This is a genomic window from Paenibacillus endophyticus, assembly GCF_014192395.1.
GTDB lineage: Bacteria > Bacillota > Bacilli > Paenibacillales > Paenibacillaceae > Pristimantibacillus > Pristimantibacillus endophyticus.
In genome coordinates, this window is record NZ_JACHXW010000023.1 from 97,023 (window position 1) to 115,866 (window position 18,844).

The 18,844-nt window shown below is 48.6% G+C and carries 18 protein-coding genes and 1 pseudogene; 13 read left to right on the top strand and 6 right to left on the bottom strand.

From position 1 onward, the window contains the following. The first annotated feature begins 26 nt into the window (after positions 1-26). The 11 genes and pseudogenes from FHS16_RS26515 to FHS16_RS26565 all read left to right on the top strand — a co-directional run bounded on the left by FHS16_RS26515 (position 27) and on the right by FHS16_RS26565 (position 10,270). A pseudogene (locus FHS16_RS26515) lies at positions 27-1,084 on the top strand (GerAB/ArcD/ProY family transporter). Then, positions 1,081-2,565, top strand: coding sequence for a spore germination protein (locus FHS16_RS26520; RefSeq protein WP_183569886.1), 1,485 nt, complete (start codon positions 1,081-1,083; stop codon positions 2,563-2,565). Before FHS16_RS26515 ends, FHS16_RS26520 begins: the two are co-directional and overlap by 4 nt. After that, complete coding sequence (locus FHS16_RS26525; RefSeq protein WP_183569888.1) at positions 2,558-3,754, top strand: Ger(x)C family spore germination protein; 1,197 nt, start codon at positions 2,558-2,560, stop codon at positions 3,752-3,754. The genes FHS16_RS26520 and FHS16_RS26525 overlap by 8 nt, the downstream gene beginning before the upstream one ends. A gap of 250 nt (positions 3,755-4,004) precedes the next feature. Continuing rightward, entirely contained in the window at positions 4,005-4,145 is a 141-nt protein-coding gene (locus tag FHS16_RS26530) for a hypothetical protein (RefSeq protein ID WP_246431979.1), read from the top strand. A 365-nt stretch (positions 4,146-4,510) separates the two neighbouring features. Then, positions 4,511-5,170, top strand: coding sequence for a polysaccharide deacetylase family protein (locus FHS16_RS26535; protein ID WP_183569892.1), 660 nt, complete (start codon positions 4,511-4,513; stop codon positions 5,168-5,170). A 317-nt stretch (positions 5,171-5,487) separates the two neighbouring features. Then, entirely contained in the window at positions 5,488-5,787 is a 300-nt protein-coding gene (locus tag FHS16_RS26540) for a hypothetical protein (protein ID WP_183569894.1), read from the top strand. A gap of 407 nt (positions 5,788-6,194) precedes the next feature. Next, a complete protein-coding gene (locus tag FHS16_RS26545) occupies positions 6,195-6,584 on the top strand; it encodes a hypothetical protein (RefSeq protein WP_183569896.1) in 390 nt (129 codons plus the stop codon). 29 nt (positions 6,585-6,613) lie between these two features. Then, on the top strand, positions 6,614-7,108 hold the full coding sequence (locus tag FHS16_RS26550) for a GNAT family N-acetyltransferase (RefSeq protein ID WP_183569898.1): 495 nt from the start codon (positions 6,614-6,616) through the stop codon (positions 7,106-7,108). A gap of 114 nt (positions 7,109-7,222) precedes the next feature. Then, positions 7,223-8,209: a cation diffusion facilitator family transporter gene (locus FHS16_RS26555; RefSeq protein ID WP_183569900.1), complete on the top strand. Its 987-nt coding sequence runs from the start codon at positions 7,223-7,225 to the stop codon at positions 8,207-8,209. Positions 8,210-8,414: 205 nt separating this feature from the next. Continuing rightward, the gene (locus tag FHS16_RS26560) at positions 8,415-8,840 is read left to right on the top strand and encodes a helix-turn-helix domain-containing protein (protein WP_183569902.1); all 426 of its coding nucleotides are present in this window, start codon (positions 8,415-8,417) and stop codon (positions 8,838-8,840) included. 8 nt (positions 8,841-8,848) lie between these two features. Beyond that, positions 8,849-10,270 carry an MDR family MFS transporter gene (locus tag FHS16_RS26565; RefSeq protein WP_221226479.1) on the top strand — a complete coding sequence of 474 codons (1,422 nt, stop codon included), beginning with the start codon at positions 8,849-8,851 and terminating at the stop codon, positions 10,268-10,270. A 44-nt stretch (positions 10,271-10,314) separates the two neighbouring features. Here the strand turns inward: FHS16_RS26565 and FHS16_RS26570 are convergent, their stop codons facing one another. From FHS16_RS26570 to pyk, 6 genes are all read right to left on the bottom strand, one after another. Then, the gene (locus FHS16_RS26570; RefSeq protein WP_183569906.1) at positions 10,315-10,689 is read right to left on the bottom strand and encodes a hypothetical protein; all 375 of its coding nucleotides are present in this window, start codon (positions 10,687-10,689) and stop codon (positions 10,315-10,317) included. A gap of 156 nt (positions 10,690-10,845) precedes the next feature. Further along, positions 10,846-11,142 carry a hypothetical protein gene (locus tag FHS16_RS26575; protein ID WP_183569908.1) on the bottom strand — a complete coding sequence of 99 codons (297 nt, stop codon included), beginning with the start codon at positions 11,140-11,142 and terminating at the stop codon, positions 10,846-10,848. Positions 11,143-11,332: 190 nt separating this feature from the next. Then, on the bottom strand, positions 11,333-12,301 hold the full coding sequence (locus FHS16_RS26580) for an NADP-dependent oxidoreductase (protein ID WP_246431980.1): 969 nt from the start codon (positions 12,299-12,301) through the stop codon (positions 11,333-11,335). Then, on the bottom strand, positions 12,270-12,770 hold the full coding sequence (locus tag FHS16_RS26585; protein WP_221226480.1) for a MarR family winged helix-turn-helix transcriptional regulator: 501 nt from the start codon (positions 12,768-12,770) through the stop codon (positions 12,270-12,272). The genes FHS16_RS26580 and FHS16_RS26585 overlap by 32 nt, the downstream gene beginning before the upstream one ends. A 364-nt stretch (positions 12,771-13,134) precedes the next feature. Further along, a complete protein-coding gene (locus FHS16_RS26590) occupies positions 13,135-13,599 on the bottom strand; it encodes an AAA family ATPase (RefSeq protein WP_183569910.1) in 465 nt (154 codons plus the stop codon). A gap of 12 nt (positions 13,600-13,611) precedes the next feature. Further along, positions 13,612-15,027 (bottom strand): pyruvate kinase, encoded by a 1,416-nt coding sequence (gene pyk, locus FHS16_RS26595; RefSeq protein WP_183569912.1) that lies wholly within the window; start codon positions 15,025-15,027, stop codon positions 13,612-13,614. 105 nt (positions 15,028-15,132) lie between these two features. Here pyk and FHS16_RS26600 point away from each other — a divergent pair, with 105 nt between their 5' ends. Next, positions 15,133-15,915 (top strand): helix-turn-helix domain-containing protein, encoded by a 783-nt coding sequence (locus FHS16_RS26600; protein ID WP_183569914.1) that lies wholly within the window; start codon positions 15,133-15,135, stop codon positions 15,913-15,915. 383 nt (positions 15,916-16,298) lie between these two features. Continuing rightward, a complete protein-coding gene (thrS, locus tag FHS16_RS26605) occupies positions 16,299-18,212 on the top strand; it encodes a threonine--tRNA ligase (RefSeq protein WP_183569951.1) in 1,914 nt (637 codons plus the stop codon). Positions 18,213-18,844 lie beyond the last annotated feature (632 nt).

An 18,844-nucleotide genomic window follows, 5' to 3' on the forward strand; every position in this document is an offset into this window, starting at 1 on the left:
TGAGCATGTTCCAAATGTATAGCGTGATGCTGGTTCTGCTGCTCGGCACTTCCATTATTTTCGGTACGCCGAAGCTGGTAATGGATATGTGGCTGGTCCCCCTCTTTACCATTCTTCCGGCGATCCTGTTGTTTCTATGCTATACCGCTTTGGTCTCCTCTGAATCCCGAAAAGGCCTTTATGCGGTATTGGTCAAAGCATGGGGAAATGTGCTCGGCAAAGCGCTTTGCTCGGCTACGCCGTTTATTTTCTTTATATAGCGGCTCGCAACGTACGGGATATGCTGGAGCTGATAATGACGACGCTATTGCGCATAACGCCGATAGAGATCGTTGTCGTATTGTTTGTGCTTGTCGTTGCTTATGCAGCCCATGGCGGTGCAAGGACGTTAGGCAAATTATCGGAGGCTATCATCGGACTTGTTGTCTTGTTTTTTATTTGCATAGCCTTCCTGCTGCTGCTGAGCGGTTCGCTCGAGCCGCAAAGGATGCTTCCTTTTTTGTCCAAGGGCATTATGCCTCTTATAAAGACGAGTTTCTCAAGCTCCTTGTGGGTTCCTTATGGAGAATTAATCGTTTTTTTAGTGATGTTTCCGCAGATGGGGAAGAAGGCTGCGTTCCGCAAAGCAGGGATGGCCGCGATTCTATCGGCTGGCGTTATTTTGGCTTTCTCCGATCTTCTACAGATTTGGTCAATGGGCATGGAATACGAGAAGTATTCTACCTTTCCCTTACTGGATGCGGCGAGGCTCATCAACATTTCGGATTTTATCAATCGAATGGATGCGCTTGTTGCATTGATCATCATTTTTGGCGTTTTTCTCAAATGCGCTATTTTCTTATATGCGGGAGCGAAAGGGATTTCGGTCATTTTCGGCAAGCCGAGTAAAACCTACATCTATCCCTTTGCTTTGATGATTGGAGCGCTGTCCCTGCTGGTCTCGCACAATTTTGCCGAACACACGGAAGAGGGACTTCACCTTGTTATTCAGTACCTGCATATACCGTTTCAACTGGTCATCCCCCTTTTGACCGCTATTTGGATATGGATACTTTCCAAGCGAAGGAGAGGCAGCAGCGAATGAATGAAATCGATCACGCATTGCCTAATGATTCATACAGCTCGACTATACAGTCGCTGGGGCATCTTCGCGCCCATTTGAAGCTCGTGTTCGGAAATACGGATGATCTTGCGGTCACGGCGGTTCGCGTTGGCGAGCAAAAAGGATTGCTCTGCTATTTGGAAACGATGACGAATGTGCCTTTTATGATGGATAACATCGTTAAGCCGCTTTCTCATTTCAGTGTGAATGACCCAAACGGCAGCGCCGACGCGTTGCTGGAGGAAATGAACGAGAAATATTATGGCGGATTATCCGGTACATATATCCGTGATTTAAAAGAGTTCACGCAAAAGCTGGCTGTTGGCCAAGCAGGACTTGCGGTAGAAGGAGCATCCTTTACGCTTATGCTCGATGTGAAGCAGCTGGATGTCAGATCGGTTGCGGAACCGACTACGCAAACGGTTGTTAGAGGCCCGAAGGATGGTTTTACGGAGTCAGCGGATACGAATATGAGCTTAATTAGGCGGCGTCTGGTCAATGAAAAGCTGCGCTTTGAGAAATACACGGTAGGCAATCAATCACAAACCTCTGTTTATCTTGCCTATATCGATGGGGCGCTTGATGTGGAGCTGCTTCGAAGGATCAGAGCCAGATTGCAAACGAGCCTTACGTCCAGCGTACTTGATTCCGGCAATATAGAGGAGCTGCTTAGGCCGAGAGAACTCTCCTTGTTTCCTACCGTGTACAACAGCGAGCGGCCGGATGCGGTATGTGCTGCTATTATGGAGGCAAAGGTGGCCATTATCGTGAATGGAAGCCCATTTGTGCTTGTCGTTCCCGCTGTTATGAACGATTTTTTCAAATCGCCTGAAGATCACTACCAATGGTTTGCATTTGGCACCTTGACCCGTGTGCTGCGCTACCTTGCTTTCTTCTTTTCTCTTTTTGTCCCCAGTCTCTACGTTGCTGTAACGACTTTCCACGCGGAATTGGTGCCCACGGTTTTGCTTATAAGCATTTTGGCGCAACGGGAAGGGATCCCTTTTCCAGCGGTGATTGAAATTCTTTTAATGGAGATTACATTTGAAATTTTACGCGAGGCGGGCACCCGTATGCCGCGTGTCGTAGGACCCGCGATATCCATTGTAGGCGCTCTCGTACTCGGGGAAGCAGCCGTGCAAGCGGGTATTGTCTCTAATATTAATGTGATTGTTGTGGCGTTAACGGCTATTTCTGGATTTGTGGCTCCCATATTCACCTTTGGGGCAAATGTTCGTCTGCTGCGATTCGGTTTTATATTTCTGGCAGCTGTTCTTGGCTTTTATGGCATCATCCTGGGCTCGGCCTTTCTGTTGATTCATCTGGTCAGGCTGCATTCTTATGGGGTTTCCTATCTTTCTCCGTTTATACCCTTTCGTATACGAGCACAGAAGGATGGCATTCTCATTTTCCAGACGCCTTTGCCGAATGATGAAGGGGGAGGGAACGGCAGCCATGAATAAAAGGAACAAGCTCTTTCTTGGCATATGGATTGCAGCACTTCCATTTCTCTTATCCGGTTGTTGGGACAACGTGGAGTTGAACAAAACATCTCTTATTACAGGAGCAGCATTCGAGCCGGGCAGCAATGGCAAGATTCGTCTTACCATCGAGACGATGATTGCCGACCAATTGGAAGGAAATAAGGATACGGTGCCCTCCGTTCTTCAATCGGCTGAGGGAAACACTTTATCAGAAATACTTATACGTTTTAATGAAAGCATGGATCGAACCTTACTGATCTCGCACGTTGGGGTAATTATCATTGATGAACGGCTTGCGAAGCAGGGCCTGTTGCATCTATTAGACCCGATGCAGCGTACAAGGTTCATTCGGGAGGATATTCTTATCTTGATTTCCAAAGATGTTCCTGCTTCACACCTGTTGAAGGTGCTCTATCCGCGCGGAACGCTAACCTCGTCTAAAATCACTTCACAAGTGAAAAGCTACCGCATTTCATATGGAGGAATTCCGGAGTCGCGTTTGTTCGACATCTCGGAAGCCCTGCTTAGCGAAGGCAGGGAGCTGGCACTTGGAGCAATCTCGCTCAAGGGTTCCTTCAAGGACGCGAATACGCTGCAGAGCATCAAGTCGGTTACGCCAAAGGCTTCGATCGTCATTGCCGGAACAGGCGTTTTTTCGGAGGATAGGCTGCTCGGATTTCTCTCCTTGGAGGATAGCAGAATGTTGTCGTTAGCTAGGAATCAGGTGAAGGGTACTACGATATCGATTCCAAACCACGATAATACTGCGATTCGTCTCTATCATCTTCATGCATCGCTTCATGCGGAAATGGAGAAAGGAGAGCTGGTCATGCGCATGAACCTGGAAGGAGACGGTACGGTTGGGAGCGTAGACGAATCGATCCGGTTGACATCGATTGGGGGATACGAGCAGTTGGAGAGGCTTGGAGCTGAGTACTTGGAGAAGCAAATGAGTGCAACGATTAAAGGCGTGCAGAGAAGGTTTGGGGTAGATATATTCGGGTTTGGCGAGCAAATGTACCGAAAACAGAATGCACAGTTTATGTCGATCTCGGGCAATTGGAATGAACGGTTCGCGAGAACGCCTGTAAAGGTCAAGGCCAAGATAAAACTGTATCGTTCTGAGCTGAAAACGAATCATATTCGGAATGAGGGAATCGGCCCTTAACAGGGTCGAATAGGAACGGCCATAGGGTGATCAGGCCGTTATATGGAGGATATGGGCGTAAGTTTCCGAACGGGCAGTGGTGGCTTTCGCTCAGTCCGCCTTAGACGAAAATACCGGAAATAGCACGGCCTGCCGCTGTTTTCCAATGGGTGTAGCATTCGTTATACTTGAATAGACCGATTGGAAAACATAAGCTGGAGGGTGAATTTCATTGACTTATATGGACATGTTAGGACGTCGGAGCATTATTTTGAAACGTAATATCGGTAACTTAATCGTCAAGGACAACAAGCAGGGGCTAAGCCCGCAGGAGAGCAATTTTTATCAGAGCATGGTGAAAGAATGGCATCAGAATGAGAACGAATTGAATGCTGCGAGGAAACATCCCTAATGAATAGTGGAGAATGTCTCATAAGCAGGCGTTCAGAACAGTCGCAGAACAGACTGTTCTGAACGCCTGTTTTAACGTTTGAAACAAAAGAAGCTGTCCAAGCATGAAGCGTGGTTGTTAGGCGCATGATTCGTTGTTTCTGATTCGATAACGGGGCGGCTAATCATCTCTCGTAGAAGCGCGGATGCCTTCGGCGGTTGCGCAAGCTCGATGAGAAAGCCCGACAACATAAAGATGGCCACCGAAATCCATAGCTTCAGCCAGCTATGGCACTTTTGCCGCATAATCAAACAAAACTTTTGTTATCGGGTATAATAGAGGAATGATCAATGTGGTGAGCAATAAATTAACGGAGGTTCTTTGTTATGCTGGCGGTGGATAGAGCGGCGTACCTTACGATTGACGAAGGTCCAGCCGAGGAGTTTATGCAGAAGGTTGATTATTTGAATGCCAGAGGCGTACATGCCATTTGGTTTTGTTTGGGTGAGGCGCTGGAACGCTTCTCAGATGCAGCAGTGCATGCGATTCGGTCAGGTCATATTATTGGGAACCGAAGCTATGATCACGTGGATTTCTCCTCTATTTCCTGGGATGACGCTAGAGGCCAGGTGGAACGGACGGATCAGGTGATCAATGGGCTTTATGTCAAAGCGGAGGCCGTGAGGCCCGCAAAAGTTTTTCGGTTTCCTTATTCCGAGGACGAATCGAGGCATGAGCATTTCGCCGGCATCCAGCGGATGCTTGGGCAGCTGGGGTACGAGCAGCCTTCCTTTGACCATATACAATACGAGGAGCAGGACGAAGCGAGCATGAAGCGGGGATTACATGTGTCCTGTACGCTCGATACGTTCGATTTGGGGGCGGAATCCCATTCGCAGGTTGAAGGAAGAGTCGGCAACGAGATCATCCGTATCCATGATTGGATTGCATTCGAGCCATTCAAGTCCCTGCTTGACCGCCTTTTGACGCAGGGCATGACCTTCACGGTACCAAAAGAATGGAGCCAAACCAGCACGGTGGTTTAAACTAATAGTAATTTCAATCCAATCAGGCACAGCCAATCGCAATGGTGTATCATACCATGGCAATCGGCTGTGCCTGTTGCAAGCTATCTTCCCAAGCGATGTGGTGACCGCTACCCAGTCTTCGCCAATAATATGGTTACGTTAAGCGCATATGAAACCGGACTGAGCGTTTAGTGAATATGTGCCAGCGGAGGAGAACGGGCCGCGCGGGTGCGGATAGCGAGGTTGTTTTTGCTTGGCAAATGATTGTACAATGGGTGGTAGAAGTTATATCCAAAACGCCTCATAACTTTGCGTATACGAAGGGAATAGTGCCCATGAATGATCGATTGCAGCGGCTGGAGAGCAGACTAGCCAACCAACACCACAAAGATTTGTTTCTTCAAAGCGTGCATACGCTCAAAGCGATTGACGATCTAGCTGATCATCATCGGAAATTCCAATCGATACAGGCGATTAGTGGAGTCAAGATCGTTGGCGCGGAAGAGGCGCTATTCTATGACACGCTGGCGCAGGTGAAGGAAGAAATCGTAACGACACTGGAGAAAACGCTCAATGACCTTGAGCACAAAGGCGATAAAAACTATGATAAAAACTTTAAAGACGGCGTAGAGTAGGCTTGTACTGACTTGTGGCCGTGTAGGAAAAGAGCTGAACGGAAGTCAACCTTCCGTTCAGCTTTTTTTGATCATATAAGGCTTTATATGTTTCACGCGATAACGTATTATTCTATTTCTGCGAGAAAAGGATACCCTCCTCTTGCAGAGGACGGCGACAGCCGTTTCACCTTGTGGCAGAGAATTTCAGCTTATATATTTCATAAACACGGAGTGATATAATCACAAAGGAAAATAGGAAAATCATCTGTCCGTATTGAAATAAGGAAAACGCTATACGGTTGTTTCATATAGATAGTGAGAAGGAATTGGCGGAATTGGAATAGCTGGCAAGCAGCTGACGAAACAAAGTAAGCGCTTTATCCGTTTATATAAACAAAACATGTATCGGAGAGGGGTTAATTCGAATGCGCTGGATTCCTGCGGTAAGAAGCGCCGGGTGGTGGCTGCTGGCTGGTGCGTCCTCGCTGTTGTTTAGTATTTTGTTATGGGTTATTCGTTTTCTTGTATTAGGCCAGCCATTCACGGGTATGCACGCATTTCGTTTTATGGTGCTTGCTGTCGTATTATCCTTTTTATTTAGCTTCACGGGCTGGCTGGGCGCAAAAAAATTATGGCTATTTTCTAATCTAGGCACATTGTCCGGGCTCGTATTAATGGCTTTTTATTCGCGCAACACGACAGGCTGGGAGGATTTGGTCAGCTTTCTCGTCTTTTTGGAAGCGGTGGCTGCAGGCTTTATTCTTGGATTAATTGTGGAAGGTATCTTTCTTGCGATAAGGCTTTCGAAGAAATAAAGGTAATGTAACAACAAAGGAGATCTATGATGACAAGGGTCATACAAGGGCAGTTTGAAGTTTTTGAATTGAAGGATAAGATGACTTATTTCGAGGAAGCCGTTCACATGTTCTGGGAGCAGTGGGGAAGCGAGACGAATTACCGCTTTTATTACGATTGCATGCTGCACGCATGCGGCCCGGGTAGCGATCTGCCTCGGTTTTACTTGCTCATGCAGCATGACGTTATTATTGGAACGTATGCGTTATTGCGTAATGATTTAATAAGCCGTCAGGACATTTTTCCGTGGCTGGCTTGCTTATACGTGGCTCCTGAGCATAGAGGGAACCGAATCGGCTCGGCATTAATGGAGCATGCACTCCGTGAGAGCGGGAAAAAAGGCTATGAAAGGCTTTATCTGTGCACCGAGTTAGATGGTTATTATGAGAAAAACGGCTGGTCCCTCGAAGCGAACGGTTACTTGTTCAACGGGGAAGAAACGAAAATCTATGGACGATCAACCGGTCGAATAGCATCTGTTTAATTGGCTTACACGCTCCGCTTGTGTAAACAAAATCTTCGTTCTGCTGGCCGAGCCTGAATCAAATTTGGCTAATGGTGGTAAGGTAACAGTAAAAAGTTGCCGCAGGAGGAGATTATGGAATCTAAAGTGGAGCGTCTAGGGCTATTGGCTTTAATCAAGAAAGGTAACAAGTCTTCTGCGATCGCAATGATAGGGAATGCGATCATAGCTGCGATTAAAGCTTTTGCAGCAGCATTTAGCGGCAGCGGGGCCATGTTCGCCTCCGCCATGCATTCCTTAGCGGATGCCATTAATCAGGGCTTCGTTTTTGTCGGAAGCATTCTGTCCGAGAAGCGGCCGACGCCGCGATTTCCGACGGGCTTTGGCCGCGTTATCAATTTGTTTTGCATGGTTGCCGTCATTGTCGTTACCATTATGGCGTATGAAACGATCCATGAGGGCTGGCATTTATTCAACCATCCAGCCGAGAGCGAAGGCATTTGGCTTAATATCGGTGTTTTAATTATTAATTTGATTGTAGATGGGTTCATACTTATCAAAGCGATGAAAGAAATTTTGCATGAAGCGAAGGTCGAGGCACACGGCTTCAAGATTGCTCCGGCTGCTTTCAAAAATGTAGGCCGCTCGGCACCGGCAACGAGATTGGTCTTCTATGAGGATATTGTTGCCGTTACCGGCGCGCTGCTGGCGATGATTGCCGTTATCGTTGTCTATTTTACAACTTTCGACCGGATGGACGGCCTAGTTACGATACTCATTGGATTGCTCATGTTTGGCGTTGCTTTCCGCGTAGGTTATGACAATATGATTGGTCTGATCGGCGTGTCGGCACCCAAAGAGGTCGCGGACAAAGTATCGCAGATCATTTTCTCGGAGCCGTTGGTCACCGATATTTATCAAATGCGCATCCTCCAGGAGGGCCGGTACTATCATGTGGAAGCATTGATGGAGCTGAAGGCGGGGTTATCGCTTGCAGATGCTGATGATATCAAGTTCAAGGTTCGCGACAAGCTTCTCTTGGATACCGATATTACGGACGCAACGCTTGGCATTATTGAGGATGACGGCGTGAAAAGCTGGCTGCCAATTGATAAACGTTAGTGCGTCAAGAAGAGAATGCAAAGGCTGTCTCGAAGGGAGTAGCTCCCGGAGTGGCAGCTTTTCTATTGGTAATGAGGGGGAACGCGTCATGCTGCCCCGTGTGGTTATAAGAAACGGATTCACTTTTTACGGGTAGAAGTTAACGTTGACGTTAACTGTCATAAGGCGTATGCTAATGGCATAGGATTAACGGAGGTGCGGAGCAGTGCAGTTATTGAAAATCGAAGAGGTGGCAAAACGTACCGGCTTAACGAAGCGAGCGATCAGGTACTATGAGGATTTTGGCTTAATTTCACCCCCGGAAAGAACGCAGGGCGGCATCCGTCTATACTCCGAGGATGATATTGAGAAAATTAACAAAATTATGTTGGCCAAAGAGGTGCTGGGTTTTTCCCTTGCCGAACTTCAGCAATACATGACGTTTCAAGCGATTATTGAGCAGCAGAAAACCGAATACCGTACGACAGAGGATATGGAGGCGCGTCGAAGCAAGCTCATGGAGATAGCGGGCATTTTGCAAAAGGAAAAGGACATGATTGACACCAAAATAGCCCGAATGGAGCAGTTTAAAGAAGAGTTGATCGGATACGAGAGCCGGGTAACGAAGGCGCTCAATCAATTAAACGATTAGTTAGGAGCATGAACGTGGATACTTCACAGAAAGCAGCAACGTCATTTTGGACCGTAATGATCGCCGTGTTTTTCGGCAACTTTATGGCCTCTTTGAGTACAACTACGATAAATGTGGCATTGCCTATATTCATGGACGATTTTCAAGCAAGCCTTAACACGGTGCAATGGATGTTGTCAGGCTTTATGATGGCGACGGGCATTATTGCGCCGATTATCGGTTTCATGGGAGACAAATGGAGTTACAAAAGGCTGTATGTGTTTGCGCTCGCAGGCTTTACGCTGGCTTCGGTTTTATGCACCTTTGCATGGAGTATAGAATCGCTTATCGTGTTTCGTATACTTCAAGGTTTTTTTAGCGGTATTATTATGCCCACGACGATGACAATCATTTATCAAACGATTGAAAAGTCGAAGCAGGCCGTCGCCGTCAGCTTCTGGAGCGTGTCGGCTATGCTGGCGCCAGCACTGGGACCGACAGTAGGAGGGTGGCTGGCAGAGAGCTATGGGTGGAAATCGTTATTTCTGCTGAATGTACCGATCGGCATAATCGCGGTCATCGTAGCCGCCAAATATATCCCTCATTATCGATTAAGCAGCGGAATTAAGCTCGATTGGATCGGCTTCGGAGCGGTGCTGATCGGCACAAGCGCGCTGCTCGTTGCCTTCAGCGAGGCACATAGCTGGGGCTGGGCAGGCTGGCAGACGCTCGGGATGATTGCCGCAGGCATCGTCGTGCTCACCTATTTCGTAAAAAGGACGCTGCGTGTCGAGAACCCGTTGCTCAATTTGCGCGTTTTGAAAATCCCCCGTTTCACGTATGGCCTTATCGTGAATTGCTGCATCACGATTTCCTTATATGCGGGAACTTTATTGGTACCGATTTTCATGCAAAATATAAAAGGGGAATCCAGCTTTGCAACGGGCCTGGTGATGCTGCCGGGTACGCTCGCGATGGTTCTGGTTTCGCTGGCCGTTGGCAGGCTGTACGGGAAAATCGGACCCTCCAGGCTAATCTTTATCGGTCTGCTGCTCATGGGCATCGCGACATGGGAGCTTAGTCATGCCGGCATTGCCACAAGCGCCTTATTCATAACGGTATGGGTGGCGATTCGTTATATGGGCATAGGCTTCAGCAATATGCCGGTCACGAATGCCGCTATGTCGGCAGTGCCAAGCGTAAACTCAGGCCATGCGTCTGCAGTCATGAACTGGATTAGGCAGGGAACCTCGGCGCTGTCCATCAGTTTGTTCAGCTCTATTCTGTCGGCGCAGACGATCGTGCATCTGGCAGGCGGGAATGTATCCACTAAGGCAGCGCTCTCGTTCAGCGTGCAGGATGTGTTCCACGTGGGGACCATCATCATTATCGTCTCCTTGCCGCTCACGTTGCTGCTGCGCAAGCCAAAGAAGCTAACTGCTGTACAATAAGAAAGAGCGCCTGCAAAGGGCGCTCTTTCTGTGTACGGCACGTATTAGAATACATGGGCGCCTTCAAGCGCGACCTTGATCTTCCCATCCAGCTCCAGCACCTTTACCTTTACTTTGCGTCCGGGCTGATACTGTGGAATATTGACCATATAAATAACCGTTTTAATGATGGTGCGATGCGGCTCGGCATGCTCTCTCGGAATCGTTAAACCGATAAATACCTCGGGATGACCGTTAATCTCCGTGTTGGTTTGCCGTATGGAGCTTACAGTCGCATCAAAAGCCATACCATTTTTCAAGATATGTTTGATTTCCCGATTTGCTTGGAACGATTGCCGAATGACCATGAAGGCGAGCAAGATAAGCGGTAATGAAATAAGAATGACGACAACGATGATGATGCTCTCGCCTGTACTCATGATTCACCAACTTTCATGGAACATAATGGGAAGAAAGGAATGCTATGCGTTTACATCTTGTTCATTCTATGGAAAGCATAGCACAACCGCATCATTATGAAAATATTTCCAAGGTCTTAGTCGGGAATAGGTACTTTAGCTACTGTTTAAGTCAGATTAAAGGAAAGGCGTTCTTTTTACGAGGCTTTGAGCCAAATGGTCCGCATGCAAATCCTTGTCGTTTTTCCTGTAGTTTTCGAGCACGTCGATAAGATAGTCGTCATTTGGGTCATTGGATCGGAATATAAACTGCTCATGGTTTTCAATATGTACGTCATGGCCGCACTGTTTTAAACAAGCCTCGTAATCCTGCGCGGTTGGCTGCGTATTTTCCTCCAGATAGATGAGGCCGGTCAGCAATTTGGCTTCCTTTCCGTGCATCACTTTAAAATAGACAGTATGTTCTTTTTTCATATCCGTACCCTCCTACGCTTCCTAGTAAAGTCTCTTTATTCTTATAATATGCTCCAAAAGTCATGCGGAAACATCCATATTGTGAAAGGTTCATGAAAGTCCGTCTTTTTGCCCCGCTGAACGGCCCTTTGACACCATTATTCATCAAAATTCTTACTCAAGCAAAGAAGCGATAGGAGGGTATACCAGGTTATTGCACCTTTAACACAATTCTTCCGCGTCCGTGCCTCGATTCGCTCTTCTCATGAGCCTGAGCAGCCTCGCTTAACGGATAAATAGAATCAATTTGCGCGGTTATCATGCCGTCGGCAAGAAATTGCGCGATGGTTTGCAGATCTTCAGTGGTTGGAAACTTAGTATTGAACATAGCTTTAATGCCGTATTGCTCGGCCTGCTGGGCTGAAGGAGCCTGCGTTAAGGCGACAAGCTTCCCGCCTTGCTTTATGACGGGCCACGACCGTTCCTCCGTATCCCCTCCGACCGAATCCACGACTAAATCTACGTTCTTGGCGACGTTCTCGAATGGGGTTGCGGTGTAATCGATCACCTCGTCCGCACCCAAAGCTTTAACAAAATCCAAATTGCGGGATGAGGCGGTTGCAATAACGGCAGCACCTTTCCATTTGGCTAGCTGGACGGCGAATTGTCCTACGCCGCCGGCGGCTGCATGAATAAGCACCGTTTGGCCGGCTTCCAATTCACCTTCCGAAAATAAAGCTTTCCAAGCGGATTCGGCTCCCCCTTTAATGGTCGCGGCGTCCTCAAAGGATAAATGCGAAGGCATGAGCACCAAATCATGTGCAGGGGCGATTCCATATTCCGCATAGCCGCCATTGACGTTGCCAAAAACGCGGTCGCCTGGCTGAAAACCAGCGACGCCTTCGCCTGCCGCCTCCACAATGCCGGACACCGAAGTGCCAGGCGTGTAAGGCATCGTTTTGACGAAAACGCGCTGCAGCCAGCCTTTGCGGATTTTCCAATCCAGCGGAATGGCTGCAGCATAAGCGATCCGCACAAGAACCTCACCCGCAAGCGGACGTGGACGGCTGATCTCTTCGAGCTTCAGCACTTCCGGACCGCCATATTCCCGAACTTGAATAGCTTTCATCATTGGTGTTGTTATATATTCATCTCTCCCCATGCTTATTGATGTGCGCATCTATCGAAAATGCTATTTTTTGCGATAAGGCCTGGAGCATTGCCTTTTCTTCCCCGTTGAGGTTTTCTGTGGTGATCTGCTCCAGTTTGTCCCAAGCTCCTGATACATACGGCTGTAATTTCCAACCGGCCTCAGTTAAGTGCACCAGGGCCACTCGGCCATCCTCAGCGGAGCGGCTGCGGGTAATGAGCCCGGCATCGGCTAGTCTGCGGATAGATTTGGCGATCGTGGAATGGTCTAAGCGCAATGTTCGGCTCAGGCTGTTCTGCGATTGGCCATCCTGCTGGAACAGCTGCATAAGGATAATTTCCTGACCTGGGAAAAGCCCAGCCTCACGAATCAGTTGGGAGCCCAAACCGCGATGCGAGCGGGCAAGGGCGAAGATAGCGAAGCTGATGGGATATTCGCTTACGGCTGCAGTTGCTTCATCCGTTAATTCCGCGCTTAGAGCCTTTTTATTTGAATGCAAGTCAATCCTCTACTCTCTCTAGGATATTGGTCGGAAAGCGGCAAGCAATATGGACATTGATATTAAATGTTGCCGGCAACATAAATATAGCATTCATATATGTGGTCGGCAACATTTATTTGCGCATAATGGCGGATGGCTGATTTGCGCGAGGAGCATCTAATCATCAAGTAACGGTCCGCGTGCATGCCAAACTCGACATATTCCCAGCTATTGGCTTAAAAGAAGATGTTAAGTATAATGACAAATGAAAAGGAGGCGCTGTATCTAAATGGAATCTATAGAAACAGGACTAAGACTATTTGTGTTTATAATAGTTATTTCACTTTTCTTTGCTTTGATAGGGTTCATAGTCAGAAAATATCTAAGTGGCTTCTTTGAAGGTTTTGTTAAAAAAATAGCAACAATTTTTAGGAAAACGGACTGACCATATTGTCGAGCACAGCTGAGTTGCTGCCTTCTTTTTCCCACTTATCTGCACTAACTCATGAGCAGGACTATTTGTTGGAAAGATAATCTCTTCTTTTTGCTCAATGTTCCCAGATGGTGATCGCTTAAGACTTGCGAATTCATCAGCCTTATTAGTTGACACAAAGCCAGTCAAACCATTGATTGTTTGATCACCAAGGTTTGGTGGCAAATCAATAAGAATGTAATCGTACCGGTCTTTTACCATGTCAAGACTTGGTAGGTAAACAACTCTGCGCTGCCGATGCAGGAGCCTGATCAAGCCAAAAAAAGCCGCAGCGTCGTTAAACGCTGCGGCTTGTATCTTTTCGCGTGATTTCAAATGAGCTTTAGAAATGCACGGCGCATGATTAGGAGTCATGTGCGGCGGGTACTAAACCTGCGTAACCTTGATCAGGTTGGTTGCGCCAGCTTGGCCGATCGGCACCCCTGCAGACAGGACGATGATATCGCCTGTGTCGATAAGACCCGTTAGCTTCGCATTGCGCGTTGCGGATTCGAACATTTCGTCCGTCGTCGTAACGGGATCGCCCTTCACAGGAATAACACCGGAGAGCAGGCAAATTTTCGGCAGCACATGGTCATGCTGCGTAATGGCGATGATCGGGGCGCTCGGGCGATATTTGGACACCATACGCGCGGTAAAGCCGCTTTCCGTCGAGGTGAGAATAGCTCTTGCATTCAGCTCAAGCGAGGAACTGACGACGCCTTGGCTAATAACCTCTGTAATGTTAGTGCTCTGCTGTGCTCTTCTTTTGTCAAATTGCTCTTTGTAATCGATCATGGATTCCGCTTTTTTCGCGATGGAAGCCATTGTCCGAACGGAAGGAATCGGATATTTCCCGGCTGCCGTCTCGCCCGAAAGCATGACGACGTCCGCGCCTTGAATGACCGCGTTCGCTACGTCGCTGACCTCGGCTCTTGTCGGGCGAGGGTTTACCTGCATGGACTCGAGCATATGGGTAGCAACGATTACGGGCTTGCCGACCAGGTTGCATTTGTTGATCATTTCGCGCTGCATCATCGGCACGTCCTCGATCGGCACTTCAACGCCAAGGTCGCCGCGGGCAACCATAATGCCGTCGGACGCTTCGATGATGGCATCTAGGTTAAGCATGCCCTCTTCGTTCTCGATTTTGGAGATGATTTGGACATGGCTTGCGTTGGCTTCTTCGAGAATATTGCGGATTTCCAGAATGTCCTCTGCTTTGCGGACGAAGGATGCGGCAATGATCTCGACATTATGCTTAATGCCGAAATGGATATGCACGACATCGCGCTCCGTTACGCCTGGCAAAGTCGTTTTGATGCCGGGCAGGTTAACGCCTTTGCGCGGCTTCAGCGTGCCGCCGCTAACGATGCGGCAGCGAATTTCAGTGCCTTCTACGGAAAGCACGGTGAGATCGACAAGTCCGTCGTCAATTAGGATGCGGTCTCCTGCTTTCACGACCAATGGCAGCTCACTATAGTTAACAGGCAGGCGCGTCGCGTCGCCAAGCACATCCTCTGTCGTTAGGGCCAGCTCTTCGCCGATTACAAGCTCGCAGGAAGCTTCCTTCAGCTTGCCGATGCGCACTTCAGGTCCTTTAATATCCATCATAATCGGCACGAAAGTGTTTAGCTCGCGCGCTGCTTGCCGTATATTGTTCATTCGCATGACGTGGTCTTCCAATTCGCCGTGAGCCATATTCAGTCTACCAACGGTCATCCCTGCTTGGATCATTTCTTTAATCGTGGAAACGGAGTCGCAAGCGGGACCCATTGTACAAATAATTTTTGTTTTTAGCATGTTGTAGGCCTCCTCGTTTTTCTCATTGTAACGCGGGAGCTCGTAACCTTATAAGAACTATAGTACAATGAATGTACAATAGTACTGGAATAAGGGGCGGTAAGGATGCTGGCTATTTCGGATGTCCATCAGGACAACGGCGCGGATTGGTACGAGGAGGGGGAGGGGCGCAAGCTATCCTTTCACCTGCTGCTGGTCACCTATGGCAAATGTGTATATTGGGTGAACGAGGAGAAAGCCATTCTGGAGAAGGGCGACCTGCTGCTGATTCCCGGTCATATTGCCTACTATGGCAAAAGCATTCCAACGCTCGTGCACACCAAGTACGTGATCAACTTTCGCAAAACCGCATCGGAATGCGCCTTGCCGATTCTTCAGCTTCGGGAGCCGCTGCGGGTACGGCTGGGCTGCTTTGAGGTTGTGCAGGAACGGCTTCGCGCTATATTGACGCAATACAAGGAGAGGCCGTCCTATTTCGAATTAATGGCGCAGTCCCTTCTGGTGGAAGCTCTGATCTATATTAACCAGGAGCGGGACCGGGGAACCATCCCATCGGAGAAGCATCGCCGTGTAGACAGCATGAAGCAATACATATCTACCCACTATCGCGAGCGGGTGACGAAGGAAGAGCTGGGCGATGTGATTAACACAACGCCTAATTACGCCGCCACTTTATTCAAAACGGTAACGGGCCAGACGATTAGCGAATATGTTCATAATCAGCGGATGAAAACCGCGATTTATATGCTGACGGAATCACAGCTGATGATCAGCGAGATCGCCGATTATTTGGGCTACAACGACGTGTCCTATTTCTATCGTATATTCAAGCGCAGCACGGGCCGTTCGCCCTCCGATTTCTTGCATGAGCGCTCTTCAACCGAGTAAAGCGGAGATTCGGCATGGTTGACATCTTCAGAAGTTAGGATTACAATTTAGCCAGAAATAGGCTATGACCAAAGACATGATTACCTTTACGGGCTGTCCAGAGAAAGAGGCGATTGCTGAGAGCCTCTACAGCTGACGATTGTGTAGTTACCCCTTTGCAGCCGTGTTATGGAACCCGTCGCTTGTTCGGGCGGTTGTAAATAACACCGTGTCATCCCCGTTAACGGATGCTCAATAAGGATCTTGCTTTTGCTGATGAATGGCGCAGCCATGAATATAGCGGCAGATCGAATGAGGGTGGAACCACGAGCTGAACGCACTCGTCCCTTTCTGGGAGAGATGTGTTTTTTTTGCGTTCCACTCATTCGATCGGAGGCTGCATGATGAATATTGAAATTACATTACCGGATGGAACAGTCAAGGAGTACCAGAGCGGCACGACACTTGCCCAAATCGCAGAATCGATCAGCATGGGGCTCGCCAAAAACGCTGTCGCAGGCAAAGTAGACGGCAAGCTGGTCGATTTGAAACGAGGGGTCATTGAGAACAGCCAAGTGGAAATCGTGACGCTGGACAGTCCGGAAGGGCTGGAAGTGTACCGCCACAGCACGGCTCATGTCATGGCGCAGGCACTCAAACGAATCTACGGGGAGCAGGCTGTAAAGCTGGGCATTGGTCCGGTGATCGAAGACGGCTTCTATTACGACATTGACATTGAGAAGCCGTTATCGAGCGATGATCTCTCGGCGATTGAAGCCGAAATGGGCCGGATTATACAGGAGAATTTGCCAATCCAGCGCAGCGAGGTAAGCCGTGAGGATGCGGCGGCGTTATTTGCCCGGCAGGAAGAGCCGCTCAAGCTGGAGCTGATCCGCGATTTGCCGGAGGATGCGGTCATAACCCTGTATGAGCAAGGCGAGTTTGTTGATTTGTGCCGCGGCCCGCATTTGCCGTCAACAGGGCGAATCAAGGCGTTCAAGCTGCAAAATGTTGCCGGTGCCTACTGGCGCGGCAATTCGGACAACAAGATGCTGCAGCGGATATACGGCACATCGTTTCCGAAGAAGGCGCAGCTCGAAGAGCATTTGGAGCTGCTGGAGGAAGCGAAGAAGCGCGATCACCGCAAGCTCGGCAAGGAGCTGGAGCTGTTTATGTTCTCCGAGGAAGCGCCGGGCATGCCGTTTTATTTGCCGAATGGCATGACTATCCGTACGGAGCTTGAGAACTTGATTCGCGGCCTGCAGCGGCAGCGCGATTATGAGGAAGTGCGTACGCCATTCATGATGAATAGGCGGATGTGGGAGCAGTCCGGCCACTGGGACCACTACAAGGACAACATGTATTTCACGGATGTAGACGATACGCCGTATGCGCTTAAGCCGATGAACTGTCCGGGGCATATGCTTATATTCAAAAACAGCCTGCACTCCTACAGGGAGCTGCCGATCCGGATGGCGGAATTCGGCCAGGTGCATCGGCACGAGTATTCGGGAGCCTTGAACGGCATGATGCGCGTCCGCACGTTTTGCCAGGATGATGCGCATATCTTCGTCCGGCCTGACCAAATCGAAGAAGAGATTAACAAGGCGATCGCGCTGATCGACCATGTGTACCATGTGTTTGGTTTTGAATTCAAAATCGAGCTGTCAACAAGACCAGAGGATTCCATGGGCTCCGAGGAGCTGTGGGATCAGGCCGAGCATTCGCTGCGGAGTGTGCTGGACAACCGTAATATAACGTATCGCGTGAATGAAGGCGACGGTGCGTTCTATGGTCCCAAAATCGATTTCCATATTCTCGACGCGCTCAAGCGCAGCTGGCAGTGCGGCACGATTCAGCTCGACTTCCAGATGCCGGAGAAATTCGATCTCTCCTACATTGGCGAGGACAGCCAGAAGCACCGACCGGTCGTTATCCACCGCGCGGTGTACGGCTCCATTGACCGTTTTATCGGCATATTGACAGAGCATTTCTCAGGTGCGTTCCCGCTTTGGCTGGTTCCCGTTCAAGTGAAGCTGCTCCCGGTATCGGAGAAATATATCGACTATGCGCTGCAAGTAAAACAAGTATTGGCGGAAGCCGGCATACGGACGCAGGTGGATTCGCGCAACGAAAAGCTTGGCTATAAGATCCGCGAGGCGGGGCTCGAGAAGGTTCCGTATATGCTGGTTTTGGGGGAAAATGAGAAAAACGCAGGGACAGCTGCTGTAAGGAAACGGGGCAAGGGTGACGCGGGCATGCTGCCTGTTGACGCTTTTGTGAAGCAAATCGTGCAAGAAATAGCCGCAAAGTCTTGAGGAACGGATTTAAGGGAATATCGTGGCAAGCCTTAGAGTGAGGGGAATCCCCGTACAGTTTTGACATCATGCAATTGTTTAATGTGTGATTGGATTAATAAGAAAATTAATGTTGATAATTGAGCAGAAGAAAAACCGCCATAGTAAAATGGCGGTTTTGCAAGTATCACTAAATGAAGATGTATTGCTATTTGCTGACCTGCCTCTTATTGTTCATAATGATTGTGGAAACGAAATAATTGATATCAGTTGAATGATAATTCGTAACGGCATGTAGTCAATTGTCTCAAACAGCCAAAAAGTCGTGTCCTACACGATTTTTTGGCTGTTTTAATTTAGAAGCGCAGGAAGGAAACGGAATGATAATTAGCAATTGCACTAAGTAATCGTAGTCTCGCCTTACCTTAGATTGTCCTGCAAGTTTGAAATCTTTATTATTGTTGAACATTACAGCATCGCCTAAAAAGTGTCTTCATTTTCGCGAGGCTGCCGGTATGAAACGGCAGCCTCGTTGCGTTAATGGGCAGATTAGCTTAAAGGACTCACGGTATAGAGCGGTATTGGGCGGGTCTTGAGGATAAAGGAAAACGCTCGAGAAATAGAGAAGATGGCATAAGTAAATTTTTCCGGAA